This window comes from Streptomyces sp. NPDC002324, assembly GCF_053593335.1.
On the sequence record NZ_JBSFCF010000028.1, the window covers coordinates 122,969 to 135,223 of the forward strand.

General features: G+C 69.8%; 11 protein-coding genes and 1 pseudogene. 8 read left to right on the forward strand and 4 right to left on the reverse strand.

The window, feature by feature from the left end; translation table 11 throughout:
- The first annotated feature begins 59 nt into the window (after positions 1 to 59).
- The 4 genes from ACWCRJ_RS30515 to ACWCRJ_RS30530 all read left to right on the forward strand — a co-directional run bounded on the left by ACWCRJ_RS30515 (position 60) and on the right by ACWCRJ_RS30530 (position 2,600).
- On the forward strand, positions 60 to 701 hold the full coding sequence (locus ACWCRJ_RS30515) for a hypothetical protein (protein ID WP_450942325.1): 642 nt from the start codon (positions 60 to 62) through the stop codon (positions 699 to 701).
- A 42-nt stretch (positions 702 to 743) separates the two neighbouring features.
- Positions 744 to 917: a hypothetical protein gene (locus ACWCRJ_RS30520; RefSeq protein WP_450942326.1), complete on the forward strand. Its 174-nt coding sequence runs from the start codon at positions 744 to 746 to the stop codon at positions 915 to 917.
- Positions 918 to 1,225: 308 nt separating this feature from the next.
- Entirely contained in the window at positions 1,226 to 1,804 is a 579-nt protein-coding gene (locus ACWCRJ_RS30525; RefSeq protein WP_450942327.1) for a TetR/AcrR family transcriptional regulator, read from the forward strand.
- 169 nt (positions 1,805 to 1,973) lie between these two features.
- Positions 1,974 to 2,600 carry an NAD(P)-dependent oxidoreductase gene (locus ACWCRJ_RS30530; protein ID WP_450942328.1) on the forward strand — a complete coding sequence of 209 codons (627 nt, stop codon included), beginning with the start codon at positions 1,974 to 1,976 and terminating at the stop codon, positions 2,598 to 2,600.
- Between the two features lie 416 nt (positions 2,601 to 3,016).
- Here the strand turns inward: ACWCRJ_RS30530 and ACWCRJ_RS30535 are convergent, their stop codons facing one another.
- Complete coding sequence (locus ACWCRJ_RS30535; RefSeq protein WP_450942338.1) at positions 3,017 to 3,262, reverse strand: hypothetical protein; 246 nt, start codon at positions 3,260 to 3,262, stop codon at positions 3,017 to 3,019.
- On the opposite strand from ACWCRJ_RS30535, the pseudogene ACWCRJ_RS30540 reads away from it, so the two are divergent.
- The 3 genes and pseudogenes from ACWCRJ_RS30540 to ACWCRJ_RS30550 all read left to right on the forward strand — a co-directional run.
- A pseudogene (locus tag ACWCRJ_RS30540) lies at positions 3,251 to 3,553 on the forward strand (DUF418 domain-containing protein); the annotation flags it as partial. The gene ACWCRJ_RS30535 and the pseudogene ACWCRJ_RS30540 sit on opposite strands and share 12 nt — an antisense overlap.
- Positions 3,554 to 4,173: 620 nt before the next feature.
- Positions 4,174 to 5,040, forward strand: coding sequence for a serine/threonine protein kinase (locus ACWCRJ_RS30545; protein ID WP_450942329.1), 867 nt, complete (start codon positions 4,174 to 4,176; stop codon positions 5,038 to 5,040).
- Positions 5,037 to 6,431 (forward strand): serine/threonine-protein kinase, encoded by a 1,395-nt coding sequence (locus tag ACWCRJ_RS30550; RefSeq protein ID WP_450942330.1) that lies wholly within the window; start codon positions 5,037 to 5,039, stop codon positions 6,429 to 6,431. The genes ACWCRJ_RS30545 and ACWCRJ_RS30550 overlap by 4 nt, the downstream gene beginning before the upstream one ends.
- Before the next feature lie 5 nt (positions 6,432 to 6,436).
- Here the strand turns inward: ACWCRJ_RS30550 and ACWCRJ_RS30555 are convergent, their stop codons facing one another.
- The 3 genes from ACWCRJ_RS30555 to ACWCRJ_RS30565 all read right to left on the reverse strand — a co-directional run bounded on the left by ACWCRJ_RS30555 (position 6,437) and on the right by ACWCRJ_RS30565 (position 11,392).
- A complete protein-coding gene (locus ACWCRJ_RS30555; protein WP_450942331.1) occupies positions 6,437 to 7,324 on the reverse strand; it encodes a M23 family metallopeptidase in 888 nt (295 codons plus the stop codon).
- A gap of 649 nt (positions 7,325 to 7,973) precedes the next feature.
- Positions 7,974 to 9,893, reverse strand: coding sequence for an ABC transporter ATP-binding protein (locus ACWCRJ_RS30560; protein WP_450942332.1), 1,920 nt, complete (start codon positions 9,891 to 9,893; stop codon positions 7,974 to 7,976).
- A gap of 194 nt (positions 9,894 to 10,087) precedes the next feature.
- Complete coding sequence (locus tag ACWCRJ_RS30565) at positions 10,088 to 11,392, reverse strand: glycoside hydrolase family 30 beta sandwich domain-containing protein (RefSeq protein ID WP_450942333.1); 1,305 nt, start codon at positions 11,390 to 11,392, stop codon at positions 10,088 to 10,090.
- A 268-nt stretch (positions 11,393 to 11,660) separates the two neighbouring features.
- On the opposite strand from ACWCRJ_RS30565, the gene ACWCRJ_RS30570 reads away from it, so the two are divergent.
- A complete protein-coding gene (locus tag ACWCRJ_RS30570; RefSeq protein ID WP_450942334.1) occupies positions 11,661 to 12,020 on the forward strand; it encodes a hypothetical protein in 360 nt (119 codons plus the stop codon).
- The last annotated feature ends 235 nt before the right edge of the window (positions 12,021 to 12,255 follow it).

Sequence of the window (12,255 nt, forward strand, 5' to 3'; positions counted from 1 at the left end):
GACGGCCGCCCTCGGCATTCACGGCCGAGCTTGCCCACAACAGCGTCTATGTTGTCGCCATGTCCGTCGACCTCGTGGGAACAATGCACACTCCGGTGCCCTTGGACGTGCTCGTCGACGCGGCCGGGGAGACGCTGGCACGGCTGCTCGGCCTGAAGGCGGCCCCCGTCATCGAGGTCGTCGCTGAACGGCGATTCGAGCTGGGACGCCCGGTCCACGAAGGCCGACGTCTACTTCACCGGGAACTCGGCACCCTGCTGATCGGCGAGCGCGCCACCCACTCCGCCGACCAGCGTCCGCACGAGCGAGACGTCGACTTCCGCGTGACCGGATGGGAGGACACCGTAGGACTGATCGTGTTCGACCCGTGCGAGGTGCTGGACCACGAGGAGGTTACGGACGAGCAGCTCGAGCCCGTGGAGGCGGTGTTCAGCCCCGAACGGACGTGTGTCGGCGTGGTGACCGCGACGGCCCTCGCACTGACTGCCGGCAGCCTGGGCGGTGGCCGGTTCGTCGACGCCGAGATCTCCATGTTGCCGAGGCCCGAGTCGAATCCCGCGCGCATGGTCGAGCTCACGCGGCTGCCCGACCGAGGCGACGACTTCGTGGAACGGTGCGAGCGCTTCATGCGTCAGTTCGCCCGGCTGAACGGCTGGCCCAGGGATGTACGCCTGCCCCCTGGTCCGGGAGCCGTTGTCTGACCGCCACACGGCCCTGGGGGTGTCAAAGCACCTTCGGTGAGGGTGACGCTCGCCGGTGTGTACGCGGGCGCGTGGCCGCCCGTCGTGAGGCGCAGCCACCACGCGGCGGGCGCGCTCAGCACAGCGTCGGGCGCGGCCGAAGGGTCGCCGAGCACGACCGCGGTGGACGCCGGCACGGCCGCCGGGTCGAAGGTGACCTCGACGTCCCAGGTCTGAAAGGTGACCTCGCCGAGCCGCGGGCCCGCCGACGTGGCCACGTCCACGGGCATCGGCAGGAAGCCGAGGGTGATTCACAACTCCTCGCGCGCCCGCGCGTCGAGGCTCACGTAGCGGGCGACCAGCGCCTCGTCGGTCCACACGAAGCGCTCGTCCCGCTCGCCGGGGAAACGCACCGTCGAGAACGGCCAGGCCGATCACCGCACCGCTAGGATAGAGCCTAAGCGGACAACCGTCCGGGACGGTGAAATTACCGGACGGGTGTCCGGTAAGGCAAGGGCTTCGACGTGAGCCCCAAGGGAGGGCATGTGGATTCCAGGAATGACGGGCCACAGCGGTCGGACGCCCAACGCAACCGGGAGCGCATTCTCGAGGTGGCACTGGTCGAGCTGTCGCGCTCCGCGGACATCCCGTTGAGCGTGATCGCCAAGAAGGCGGGCGTCGGACAGGGCACCCTCTACCGCAACTTTCCCAACCGCGAGGCGCTCGTCCTGGAGGTGTACCGCCACGAGGTACAACAACTCACCGACGGTGCGGTCGAGTTGCTGAAGACCAGGGAGCCCGATCAGGCCCTGCGCGCATGGATGGACCGCCTCGCCCGCTTCATCATGGCCAAGACCGGGATGGCGGTCGCACTGCGCCAGGCCAGCGCGAAGGGAGGGAAGGAGCTGTCGGGATACGCGCTGGTGCGCGAATCGATCGAAGTCCTGCTCGACGCCAACCACGAAGCCGGCACGATTCGCCCGGACATGACCGTCGACGACTTCCTCCTCGCCATCGCCGGCATCTGGCAGATCGACATCCGCGGAGACTGGCACGTCCAGGTCACCCGGCTGCTGGACCTCGTCATGGACGGCCTGCGAGCCGGGGCCCCCGGGCGGCACTGAGGGCCCGCCGTCGGCTCGCTCGCTCACTCGCGCACACATTCTCGGTCGAGGATGCGACCTTGCTAACCGGATAGCTGTCCGGTACGTTTCTGGAACGGACAGCTATCCGGTTCCACAGTCGTGCAACGCGCCTCGCGCGCGGCCCACCCTGACGAAAGACGCTCCTGCCATGAAGCTGCTCATCCTCGGTGCGACCGGCCCCACCGGTCGCCATGTCGTCGACCTGGCCCTGCGCGCCGGTGATTCCGTCACGGCTTTCGTACGCAACCCGGCGGCCCTCGGTGACTCGGCGTCGAAGGTCACCGTGGCCACCGGAGACGCCACATCGCACCGCGACCTCCTCGCCGCCTCGGCCGGGCACGACGCCATCGTCTCCGCCCTCGGCAGGAGTACGTCGATTCGCGCCGACGAACTCTTCACCCGCTCCTCGTCGGCCGTGATCGGTGCGGCCAAGGAGGCCGGCGTCTCCCGCCTGGTGTGGTTGTCGTCGTTCGGCGTCGGCCGGACCTTCGACTCGGCCGGCACGGTCCAGAAGGCCATCTACCGCACGCTGTTGCGGTCCATATACGCCGACAAGGCGATCGCCGACGAGCGCATCCGCTCCAGCGGGCTGGACTGGACCGTGGTCTACCCGACCCGTCTGACGAACGGCCCCGCCAACGGCGTCTACAGTGCGGCCGACCATCTGCCGATGAAGGGCAACCCGACGATCAGCCGCGCGGACGTGGCCGCCTTCATGCACCAGGCGGTCCACGGCAGCGAGTGGATCCACCGCAGCCCCGTGATCACCGACTGACGCCATCGCTCGCTCAGCTTGTTCAGCTTGCCGTCCGGCCTCGACGTGAGAGGACTCGGGTGAGCGACTCCGTAGGTCGGCAGAGCAGGCCGAGAAGTGGGCTGGTGACCACGAACCAGTGGACACTGATCCGCCCCTGTTCCTTGTCCAGGATCGGTGGGGCACCCTCGCGGTGTACGTGACGGAGGTATCGACGACGAATCGGCGCTCCGGCTGTCAGCAGCACCGGTGAAGCGACGAGGAGGGCCACCGGGATCAGGGCCCTCGCCGCGACGAGCTTCGCTCTCTCCTCGTATCGCACAGGCCCAGTGTGCTGATCTTCGCGGGCACTTGGCAGCCCGTCCTGCGGGATTGCTGCCGGTCTTCTGGTGGCGCGCCGGCAGCTGACCACTCATCACGGGCAGGATTCCGCAGCCTCAGCGGGCGGGTGCCGCCTCCGGCCCGGCCCTCAGATGGCGACCCCAGATCTGAGCCTTGCGACAGGGGCCGTCGATCGTTCCGGCGAACTCGACCCGCCACCGCCCGTCCTCGTCCAGGGCGCGCACGACCGTGCCCCGGCTTCCTGGTGCCAGTGCACCCGTGGGCCGGGTCCGGCTCAAGGGGCGCCCGAGAATCTCCTCCACCGCCTGGCGGTCGTCCACGTCCGCAGGGCCGGCAGGCATGCGTTGGACAGCCTGGCGGAAGGCGGGGCGTCGTCGGCCGGCTCCGGGTCGATGCCCGCCGACGGCGGTTCGTTCCCCGACCTGCCGGCGTCGTTGCTCCTGACGGCCGGGCCGCACAGCGGTGCCACGTCCGACATCATCGGCAGCGTCGGAGTCGCGTTCCTGGGACCCCTGCGCGCGTACGTCCTGGGGGCGATCGTGTTCGCCACGGTCTGGTCCCGCTTCTTCCGGCGAGGCCCCCTGGAGTACCTGCTCACCTCGGCCACCAAGCCGGCACGACACATCCGATGAGAACGGGCCGTGATGAGACGCCTCCACGTCCCACCCCGGCCCGGGCAGCGGCACGAACCCCTTCGATCCGGGCCGAAACTCACCATCCCACCCGCTGACCCGGGAGTACCGGACGCGAGAGGCGCAACTCCTGTGCAACCAGGCCGCTGCCTCGTGCGTATAACCAATGACCGCATCCAGCGGCGCCTCATCCCGATGGACACAGGAGAAGACAGTGCGCAAAGCCGCGTTGGGTTCGTTCGACGCACTGACGGCCTTGTTCGCGAAAGCACCGTGCACCGGCGCCGGCCGACCGGCACCGTCGGTCGCCTGCCGCGGGTGGCATGCCTGACCATTCGTGAGCGGCGCTCAGCGGTAGCTCGATCCCGGTGAGGGTGTCCAGCCCGTCGGCGGACACCTCCCTGCGACCGGCGTACTGCCGCCCGGATCACCGCCGAGCAGGACGGCCTGACCCCCGGCCTGCCGAGGGTGTGAACCGCCGGGCGGCACGCCTGTGTGACGGCCAACGTTGTCAACGGCACGCTGAAAGAGCGAGGGCAGGAGTGAACTCCTGCGAAACAGCACAGTGTTCACCGTGTACGGCACCGACGGGCCGGAACCGGCAAGATCTGGGGGATCGAATGAGCGGAGTAGTGATCCATCTTCCGCAGGACGAAGGGAACGACGGGGGCGGCTACGGCCATGAGGCGCGCACCGGGACCGACGCCGGGGCCCAGGGCCGGCCGGAACGCGGTGTGGGCCCTGTGACCCTGCGGCTGGGGCCGGGGGCCGTGGCCCGTTTCGGGCGCGGTTCGGCCGACACCCCTGTCGAACTGCGGCTCGGCGACCCGGCGGTGTCCCGGTTGGCGGGCGAGATACGGGTGACCGACGATCACTGGCAGTTGAGCAACTTCAGTGCCGGCCATAGCTACTTGGTGGAGAACCCGGAAGGGGCGGGTGAATATCTGCGTGTCCCGCCGCGCCGCGTAGGGGCGCCCATTCCCTTCGAGTTCGCCCGGGTCGTGCTGCCCACCCGGGGGTCGACCGTGAGCTTTCAGGTGTTCGCGCCGGATCATGTGTACCTCGATCCGGACCGTGCGCAGCACGCGGGCGGCCGGTGGGGCACGCAGACCCTCACCGCCTACTCCCTGGACGAGACCGCCACCTACTTCCTGGTCCTGGTCGCACTCTGCGAACCCCGGCTGCGTGACGAGTCAGCGGTCGCCGTGCCGACCACACCCCAGGTCGTCGAACGACTCAGAAGCTCTCCGGAGTGCGGCGGGCTCACGGCCCGCGCCGTCAGCTCCCACATCGAATACCTCGCCGAGGAGAAACTCCGGCTGGGGATTCCCGTCGCGACGGACCCCGGGCAAGGGGCCCGCCGTAACGGCAAGCGCGAGGCGATCGTCGGGCTGGCGCTCCGCTTCGGTCTGGTCCGCGAGGAGCACCTCGGTCTGCTGCCGCCACGTGCGGCAAGTGGGCTGCGCGCGAAGGCGTGCGCCACGTGAGCGCGTCCGTGGACCAGGTTCCGCCCGGCTACCGGGTGGGCGGCTGGGAGGTCGGTGACCGGATCGCGAGCGGAGGCTGGGGAACCGTCTACGAGGGCCGGGCCACACGTCCCCGGCACCGGGAACCGGCAGCCAGGTCCGGAGAAGGGCACGGGGACGGGGATGTCGTCGCGCTCAAGTTCCTGCCGACCGCCGGGCTGGCACCACGTCAGGCGCGCGCCCTGGTGGAAACCGCCCGGCGGGAGCGCGAGTTCGGGCGCCGGGCCCGCCATCCACGGCTGATCCGGATGCTCGACTCGGTCGTGCTCAGCGAACCCGACGACGCCGTTCTCGACGGTTCCGTCGTCCTGATCATGGAGCGGGCGGAGCACAGCCTGCGCCACCTCCTCGAACAGGACGGGCCGGGGCCGACGGAGTCCGAGAAGTCGCGGCTCCTGACCGAGATCTGCGAGGGGCTGGCCCATCTGCACGACATCGGCTGGGTGCACGGCGATCTCAAACCCGACAACGTGCTGATCATGGCCGACGGTTCGGCCAGGCTCTCCGACTTCGGTCTCGCCGTGGAGCTGGACGGCACCCACGGCTACATGCCGCCCCTGGGTACCCCCGACTATCTGCCCCCCGAGCGCTGGAGGGCCCCGCTGGGCGAGCGCGGCGTGCAGGTGCGGCCGAGCAACGACATCTGGGCTCTCGGCGTCATGATCCACCAGATGTTCGCCGGCGGTGCCTCACCGTTCCCCGGGGCCACGCCCATGGCGCGCGGGGCGGCCGCGCAGGAGTACGCCGAGGGGCGCGCGCCGCTGCGGCTGGACAGTGCCGTACCCCTCTTCTGGCGCGAGCTGGCCGCCGACTGCCTGGCTCCGACGCATGCCGAGCGTTCCGTTCACACCGCCGAGAGCCTGCTGGCTCGGATGCGGACGGCGTCGGTCCCGAAGTCCGTCGGACGGCGGAGGGCTCTGCTCGGCGTCGCCCTGGCCACCTTGCTGTGCGGGGCGGCGGCCGCCGGAGGAACGTACGCCTCCGGCGGCGACGGGCACGACCGGTCCGACGGACGGAGCACGGCCCCACCGGCCGGCCGCATCGCCGTGTTCAACACCGTGAAGCTGTGCCGCGACCAGGCCGAGGAACGCTTTGCGGCGTGCAGCCTCGGCCTGGCCGTGGATCCGGCACTCCCGTACACCGTCGAGAACGTCGTGGCGACCCGGGTGTGGCACGGAGACGTCCTCACTGTCGACTGCCGTCTCTCGCGGGGGACGACGGTCAGGGACGAGTCCGGCAGACTCTCCGCCCGGTGGCTACGGGTCCGTCTCCCGGACGACGCACCGAGCAGGACGGCCTGGCTGCCCGCCGTACGCACGAAGGACAGTCCGGTGCTGCCCGAGTGTTCCTGAGGACGTCACCTGGGCACTTCGTCGGCCCCGCAGTCGCGGATCACACGCCCGTCGTTGTCCTTCGCCTCATCGTTCCCCCAGCGCTGGAGGTAGTACGCCGACACATAGGCGCGGCCCTTCCCACCGGGCACCACCTCGTCGAGGTCGGTCAGCAGCCAGTAGTGGTTGAAGGACGTGCCCACCCGCACCTCGTCGCCCCACTTCTTGCACAGGACGTAGTTGGTGCCCTTGTACAGCTTGCCCTGGGGCACGCACTGCGGCCTGCTGTCGCCGACGCAGTCGACGGCGGCGTAACCGGTCGCGTCGGCGAAGGTGTCCACCCAGTACTTCTCGGGCTCACCGCTTCCGCCACAGGCGTTGGTGCTGGTCACCCGAGGGAAGGTCTGATCCGGTGAGAGCCGGTACTCGGTTCCCTGGATCACCGGGTGGACGATCTCGTCGTTCTCGCCGTTGTTGTCACCGTTGGTGTCGTAGAGCTGCTCGTAGTGCAGATGCGCCGAGGTGGTGCCGACCAGGCCGAGCCGCCCGATCGTGGTGCCGGAGGCGACCCGCTGCCCGACGCTCACGTCCCTGCGGTCCATGTGCAGATAGACCGTGAACCAGCCGTTGCCGTGGTTGATCTCCAGGCCACCCGGTTCGAACAGCTCGGTGACCGTGCCGGCCGCGGACGCGGCCACCAACGAGCCGAGCGTGTTCCCGCCGACCCTGTACATGTCGAGCTTCTTGTCGTCGGGGGCATGGCCCCGGTACGTCTGCAACTGCCAGGTCTGGTCGCAGGCGAAGGGCAACTTGAAGTCGGGTCTGTCGGCAGGCGCCGCGGCCGCCGAGCGCGCGGCCGGCGGCGCCGCGGATGCCGCCGACGCCGTGGCCGCCAGTGCCGTCAGGACGGCCACGAGCGTCACCCATACCGCGGCCGCCCGGCCCGGACCTCTCCTTCGTCGGAGCCGCACAGAACTCCACCCCTCCCTGTCACCGATCAACATGACCGTTCCGTCGGCAGGGTCCCCCATCCGGCAGGAAAGGGGACTCCCGCATGTTCCGGATGTCCGCCCGCGCCGCCCCCGACTAGGTCCGTGGCGGGATGTGCCCAGTGCCCAACGGGACGACCAGCTGCGGATATGCTCCGTGGCATCTGGAATCGCCTGCGTGTCGGTTGGCCAGGGCGACGGCAGGCACAACATCTTCCACCTGTTCGATCATGGTGGCCGGGCGGGAAGATGCCAGGCAACTGATTTCGGTCACACCTCTGTCGCTTGGCCGGATCCAGTGCAAAGCTGTGACAGCGGTGATCCCCCATTCCCCCGTTGGGGGTCACCACGCTTGGCCCCGCCCGCGCACTCCTGCCTGGGCGGGGCCGCGCCGTCCCTCCCGCCCTCCCCACGGGAGGGCCGACGGCTGCGCCGGCGCAGTTCGTCGGAGCCGGTTCCGGGAGCGGCCGTCGCACGCTCCCCGGCGCTCCCCGGCGCTTCGCGGTGCAGCGGACGCGGCGGACGTGTCAGCGTGACGGCGCCGGCGGTCGAGAATGGCCGGTATCCGTCTCGCTCACGTGGACCCGGTGCCCGTACGGGCGTGCGACCACGTCCTACGGCCCTCGTCCGCCGCCGCGGGATCGGCCGGACCGGGCAGTTTGCCGGGGTCGGCTTCCGGGGGCGGGCATGCGTCGGCCGACTCGTCGCTCTCGCCGAGGAAGCCGCCCGACTGGTGCTGCCACAGCTTGGCGTAGGCACCCTGCGACGCGAGCAGTTCCTCGTGGGTGCCCTGCTCGACGACGCTTCCGCGGTCGAGGACGACGAGGCGGTCCATGCCGGCGACCGTGCTCAGGCGGTGGGCGACCACCAGGGCCGTGCGTCCGTCCATCAGCCGCCACAGGGCGTCCTGGACCAGGAGCTCGCTCTCCGAGTCCAGCGCGCTGGTCGCCTCGTCGAGCAGCAGGATCGGGGCGTCGCGCAGGATAGCGCGGGCGAGGGCGACACGCTGGCGCTGGCCGCCCGAGAGTTTGACTCCCCGCTCCCCCACCAAGGTCGCGAAGCCGTCGGGCAGTTGCTCGGCGAACTCCGTGACGTGCGCGGCCGCTGCCGCCGCGCGGACCTCCTCGTCGGTGGCGCCGGGCCGGGCGAAGGCGATGTTGTCGCGCAGGCTGCGGTGGAACATCGCGGGCTCCTGCGGGACGTAGGCGATCAGTGAGCGCAGGTCGGTCTGGCGCAGTCGGCTGATGTCCTGGCCTCCGATCACCAGGCGTCCGTGGTCGATGTCCGACATACGCAGCAGGAGCCGGGTGAGCGTGGTCTTGCCGCCACCGGACCTGCCGACCAGACCGATCCGCGCCCCTGCGGGCACGTCCAGGTCGAGCCCCTGGAAGATCGGCTTCGCACCCGCGTGGGCGAAGGTCACCGCGTCGAAACGGATGCTGGTGTCCCGCGGCGCGAGCGGTTCGGGTTCGGGCGGGTCGAGCACGGTGGGCGGATCCAGCAGCAGTTCGGTGAACTGCGCGGCCTCGGTCATCGAGCTTTCCAGACGCCGGTAGATCTGGTTGAACTCGAACATGATCTGGGTCGCGTTGGAGTAGTAGGTGAAGGCGACGACGATCTCCTCGACTCCCTGGCCCGGGCTGCCGAAGGCGATGGCGACCAACAGGCCCAGTACGTTGGTGAGGACGGACATGGGGGCGATCAGGGTGTCGACGCGCAGGTTGCCGTAGTCCCACGATCTCAGCGTCAGGCGCCGGGAGTCCGCGACCCGGCAGCGGTGTTCGTCGGCCTCGCGCCGCTCGGCCGCGAACGCCCGGATGGTCTCCATGTTCATGAGGCTGTCGGCGACGTGGCCGGAGACCCGGGCGATCGCCGCCTCACGGTCGGCGACGAGCCTCTGCCGACGACGGATCAGCGGCGTCGCGGCCACCACGGTCAGCGCGATCATCACCAGGAGACCGACGACGAGCATCGGTTCGTAGCTCCAGAGCACCACGGCGCCGAAGAGCAGGGGGACGAGGCTGCCCACGATCCGGTACGTCAGTGTGTCGACGAAGTCCTCGAAGCGTTTGCCGAAGCTGAGCACCCGTTTGGTCAGGGAGCCCGCGAAGTTGTCGTGGAAGAAGGCGGCGTCCTTGGCGAGGAGTTCGTCCATGCCGCTCACGTACAGGTGTTCCATGCCGAGGGCGTCCACGCGGTTCAGGCAGTGCTGCCCGACGCGCCACACGGCCTCGGCGAGCAGCAGCGTCACACCGAAGCCCAGCACGTACGGCAGCGCCGAGCCGAGGGTGAGACCGTCGTCGGCGGCCTGTGCCGCCAGTTTGGCGATCAGCAGGGGGGCGACGTAGCGGATGCCGATGTTGCCCACGGCCGGCAACAGCAGCGCGGGCAGGGCCAGCCGTCGTAGTCTCAGCAGTTCCCGGCCGTAGTGGCGCAGCGCCAGGACGACCGCGCTCCTGCCCGGCGCCGGTCCTGACATGTCTGTGGTCCCCATCACACTCCCGGAGGTTCGGAAGTCGGAAGTGTCCCGTCCGGGGCGGTTCCCAGTCCAGGCATTTAACGCGGAACGGCGAGAATCGGACATCGCTGCGATCGGCGTGCGCGGCGGAGATGCCCGGCGCCGCGTGCTCTGCCACCAGGCAACCCCTGCCGCAGGTGAGCCGGTCGACCGGTCAGCCGGTCAGCCGGTCAGCCGGTCACGAACGTCGTCATGCTGCGAGCGGGCAGCGTGGCGGTGAAGGTCCCGTTGGACACGCCGGACCTGCCCAGGGCCGCGACGTTTCGGCCCGCGTCGGTCACCCAGGACGAGACACCGGAAGGCGCGCCACTCGCCAGGGTGAACTGCTGACTCACCGCCGCGCCCCCCTTGTTGACGGCGACGACGACGACCGTGGAGCCGGTGCCCCGGTACGCCGAGACGTACACGTCCGACGTCGGCTTCGGCGTCGCCTCGATCCGCACGTGTCCGGGCCGCACGAACCGTGCGAACTGTGCCATGCAGGCACCGCGCTTGCTGATCCTGCCGTCCTCGCGCAGGGGGCCGTAACCGCGCCGGATGTACCACCAGATGTACGCCTGGAACTCGGCGTCCACCATGGCACGGTGGATGTGCTCCCCCACATCGAGGGCCTGGGGCCAGAGATCCGCCGAGTCGGTGCTGTTGGGGTAGTAGACCTCGGTCATCCAGAGTTCCTTGCCCGCGCCCTTCTGCTTGTACAGGGGGTAGGGGAAGTTCGAGAACGATGTGCCGTAGAGGTGGGCCCCGATGACATCCACATTGGCCAGCGCCGTCGGGTCGTTGAGGATCGGGTCCGACATGTTCTTCAGATACTGGAACGACTCCGGCGCGATGACCCTGGTGCCGATGGAGCCGGCGTTCTCCCGCAGGAACCGGACCATCTCGGACGAGGTCCACCACGTCCAGTCGTGCGCGTAGTCGGGCTCGTTCTGCACCGATATGCCGTACAGGGGGACGCCGTTGTCCCGCAGGTACGTGGTGAAGTCGTCGAGGTGCTGAGCGTAGGCGCCGTACATGTCGTACCTGAGACGCCGGGCGTTGGTCTGACTGCCGTGGACGAAGGTCTCGACCATGCGGGAGGGAGGGTTCCAGGGAGACGCGATGACGGCCGCCCCGAGCCCGACCGCGCGCTTCGCCGTGGCAAGGTCGCGACTCCAGGCCGCCCGGTCCTCGGGAACGGGGATCCGCAGCAGCGACAGGCCGAGTTGCCCCTCTCCGGTGCCGAATGCCGTGTCCCGCTGGGCGGTTGTGAGGTCGCCGATCCAGGCCGCGTGGGTCATCCCGCCGAAGCCCCGGACGGTCTGGCGCCGCACGGACGGGTCGATGACCGCCGCGGCGGCAGCGGCTTTCGTGGCCCCGGCGGCCGGCACCGCTGTGGCGGCGAGAATCGGCAGGGCTCCCGCCGCCGCCAGCACGGTCCTGCGGCTCGGCGCTCCCTGGTGTCCGTCGGTGGGCTCGTTCTGGCTCTGCCTCATGTCTTCTCCTCCTGGCTGCAGCCCCGGCTCCGACCCCCCACCCCTGAATATGGGAGCGCTCCCACCGCTGAAAAGCGACTACACATCACGCCATTTTCGCCACGCGGGAAGGGGTGGCCGGTGACGCCGAGGACCGGGGCCTGAGGCCCGGCCCCGGGCGGGGCTTCGTTCGAGCCGACCGGCTCGGTGAGCGCCCGGGTGGTAAAAGCGCCGCTTTACTCCGTCCCAGGCCACCCAGCCGCACGAGGCGGCGCATACACTCTGCGTCATGTCGAAGCCTGACAAGCTGCTCGTTGACGTCGCCGCCCTGGTCGAGTCCAAGCAGAGCAATCAGATGTCCCTGACCGTGGTCACCAGTGGTGCTGTCATCACCGGCCGGCTGGCTCCCGAGACGGTGTGGAGGCAGCGGGTGTCGGATGTGCTCAGGGATTCGGACCGCCTGGGCGAGTTCTCCGCCATGTTCGAGGCCCCCGCCAAGGAGGACGAGACACCCACTCATCTGCACTTCCACGTCGCCCGCATCCTGCAGGGCACTGTGGGCATTCCGGAAACAGGGGGAATGTACCGCGTGGCGATCGAGGACGTCAGCGCCTGGACAGTGGGCGACTTCAGCTACTCCGACAGCTGACGGAGTTCGCCGGGCGGTCGAGGGCCTCTCGGGTCGAGCCTGTTCGTGCCGCGCACCGGCACAGGTTCACGGGGGCGCTCGGTAGCCGGTCGGCGGCCTCGCCACGTCACTTCACGCTCCAGCTCCGATCCCCGTTCCCGACCGGTCGCCGCTCATGAGCGGCGACCCGGGGGGGGCGCCGTAGGGGGGGGGCGGGACGGGGGGGGGGTGGTGAAGGGGGGGGGGGGGGAGAGGG

What these genes read in the sequence shown, in the direction of transcription:
- ACWCRJ_RS30515 (WP_450942325.1), top strand. Translation starts at nt 60, where the DNA reads ATGTCCGTCGACCTCGTGGGAACAATGCACACTCCGGTGCCCTTGGAC.
- ACWCRJ_RS30530 (WP_450942328.1), top strand. Translation starts at nt 1,974, where the DNA reads ATGAAGCTGCTCATCCTCGGTGCGACCGGCCCCACCGGTCGCCATGTC.
- ACWCRJ_RS30535 (WP_450942338.1), bottom strand. Translation starts at nt 3,262, where the DNA reads ATGCCTGCCGGCCCTGCGGACGTGGACGACCGCCAGGCGGTGGAGGAG.
- ACWCRJ_RS30545 (WP_450942329.1), top strand. Translation starts at nt 4,174, where the DNA reads ATGAGCGGAGTAGTGATCCATCTTCCGCAGGACGAAGGGAACGACGGG.
- ACWCRJ_RS30560 (WP_450942332.1), bottom strand. Translation starts at nt 9,893, where the DNA reads ATGGGGACCACAGACATGTCAGGACCGGCGCCGGGCAGGAGCGCGGTC.
- ACWCRJ_RS30565 (WP_450942333.1), bottom strand. Translation starts at nt 11,392, where the DNA reads ATGAGGCAGAGCCAGAACGAGCCCACCGACGGACACCAGGGAGCGCCG.
- ACWCRJ_RS30570 (WP_450942334.1), top strand. Translation starts at nt 11,661, where the DNA reads ATGTCGAAGCCTGACAAGCTGCTCGTTGACGTCGCCGCCCTGGTCGAG.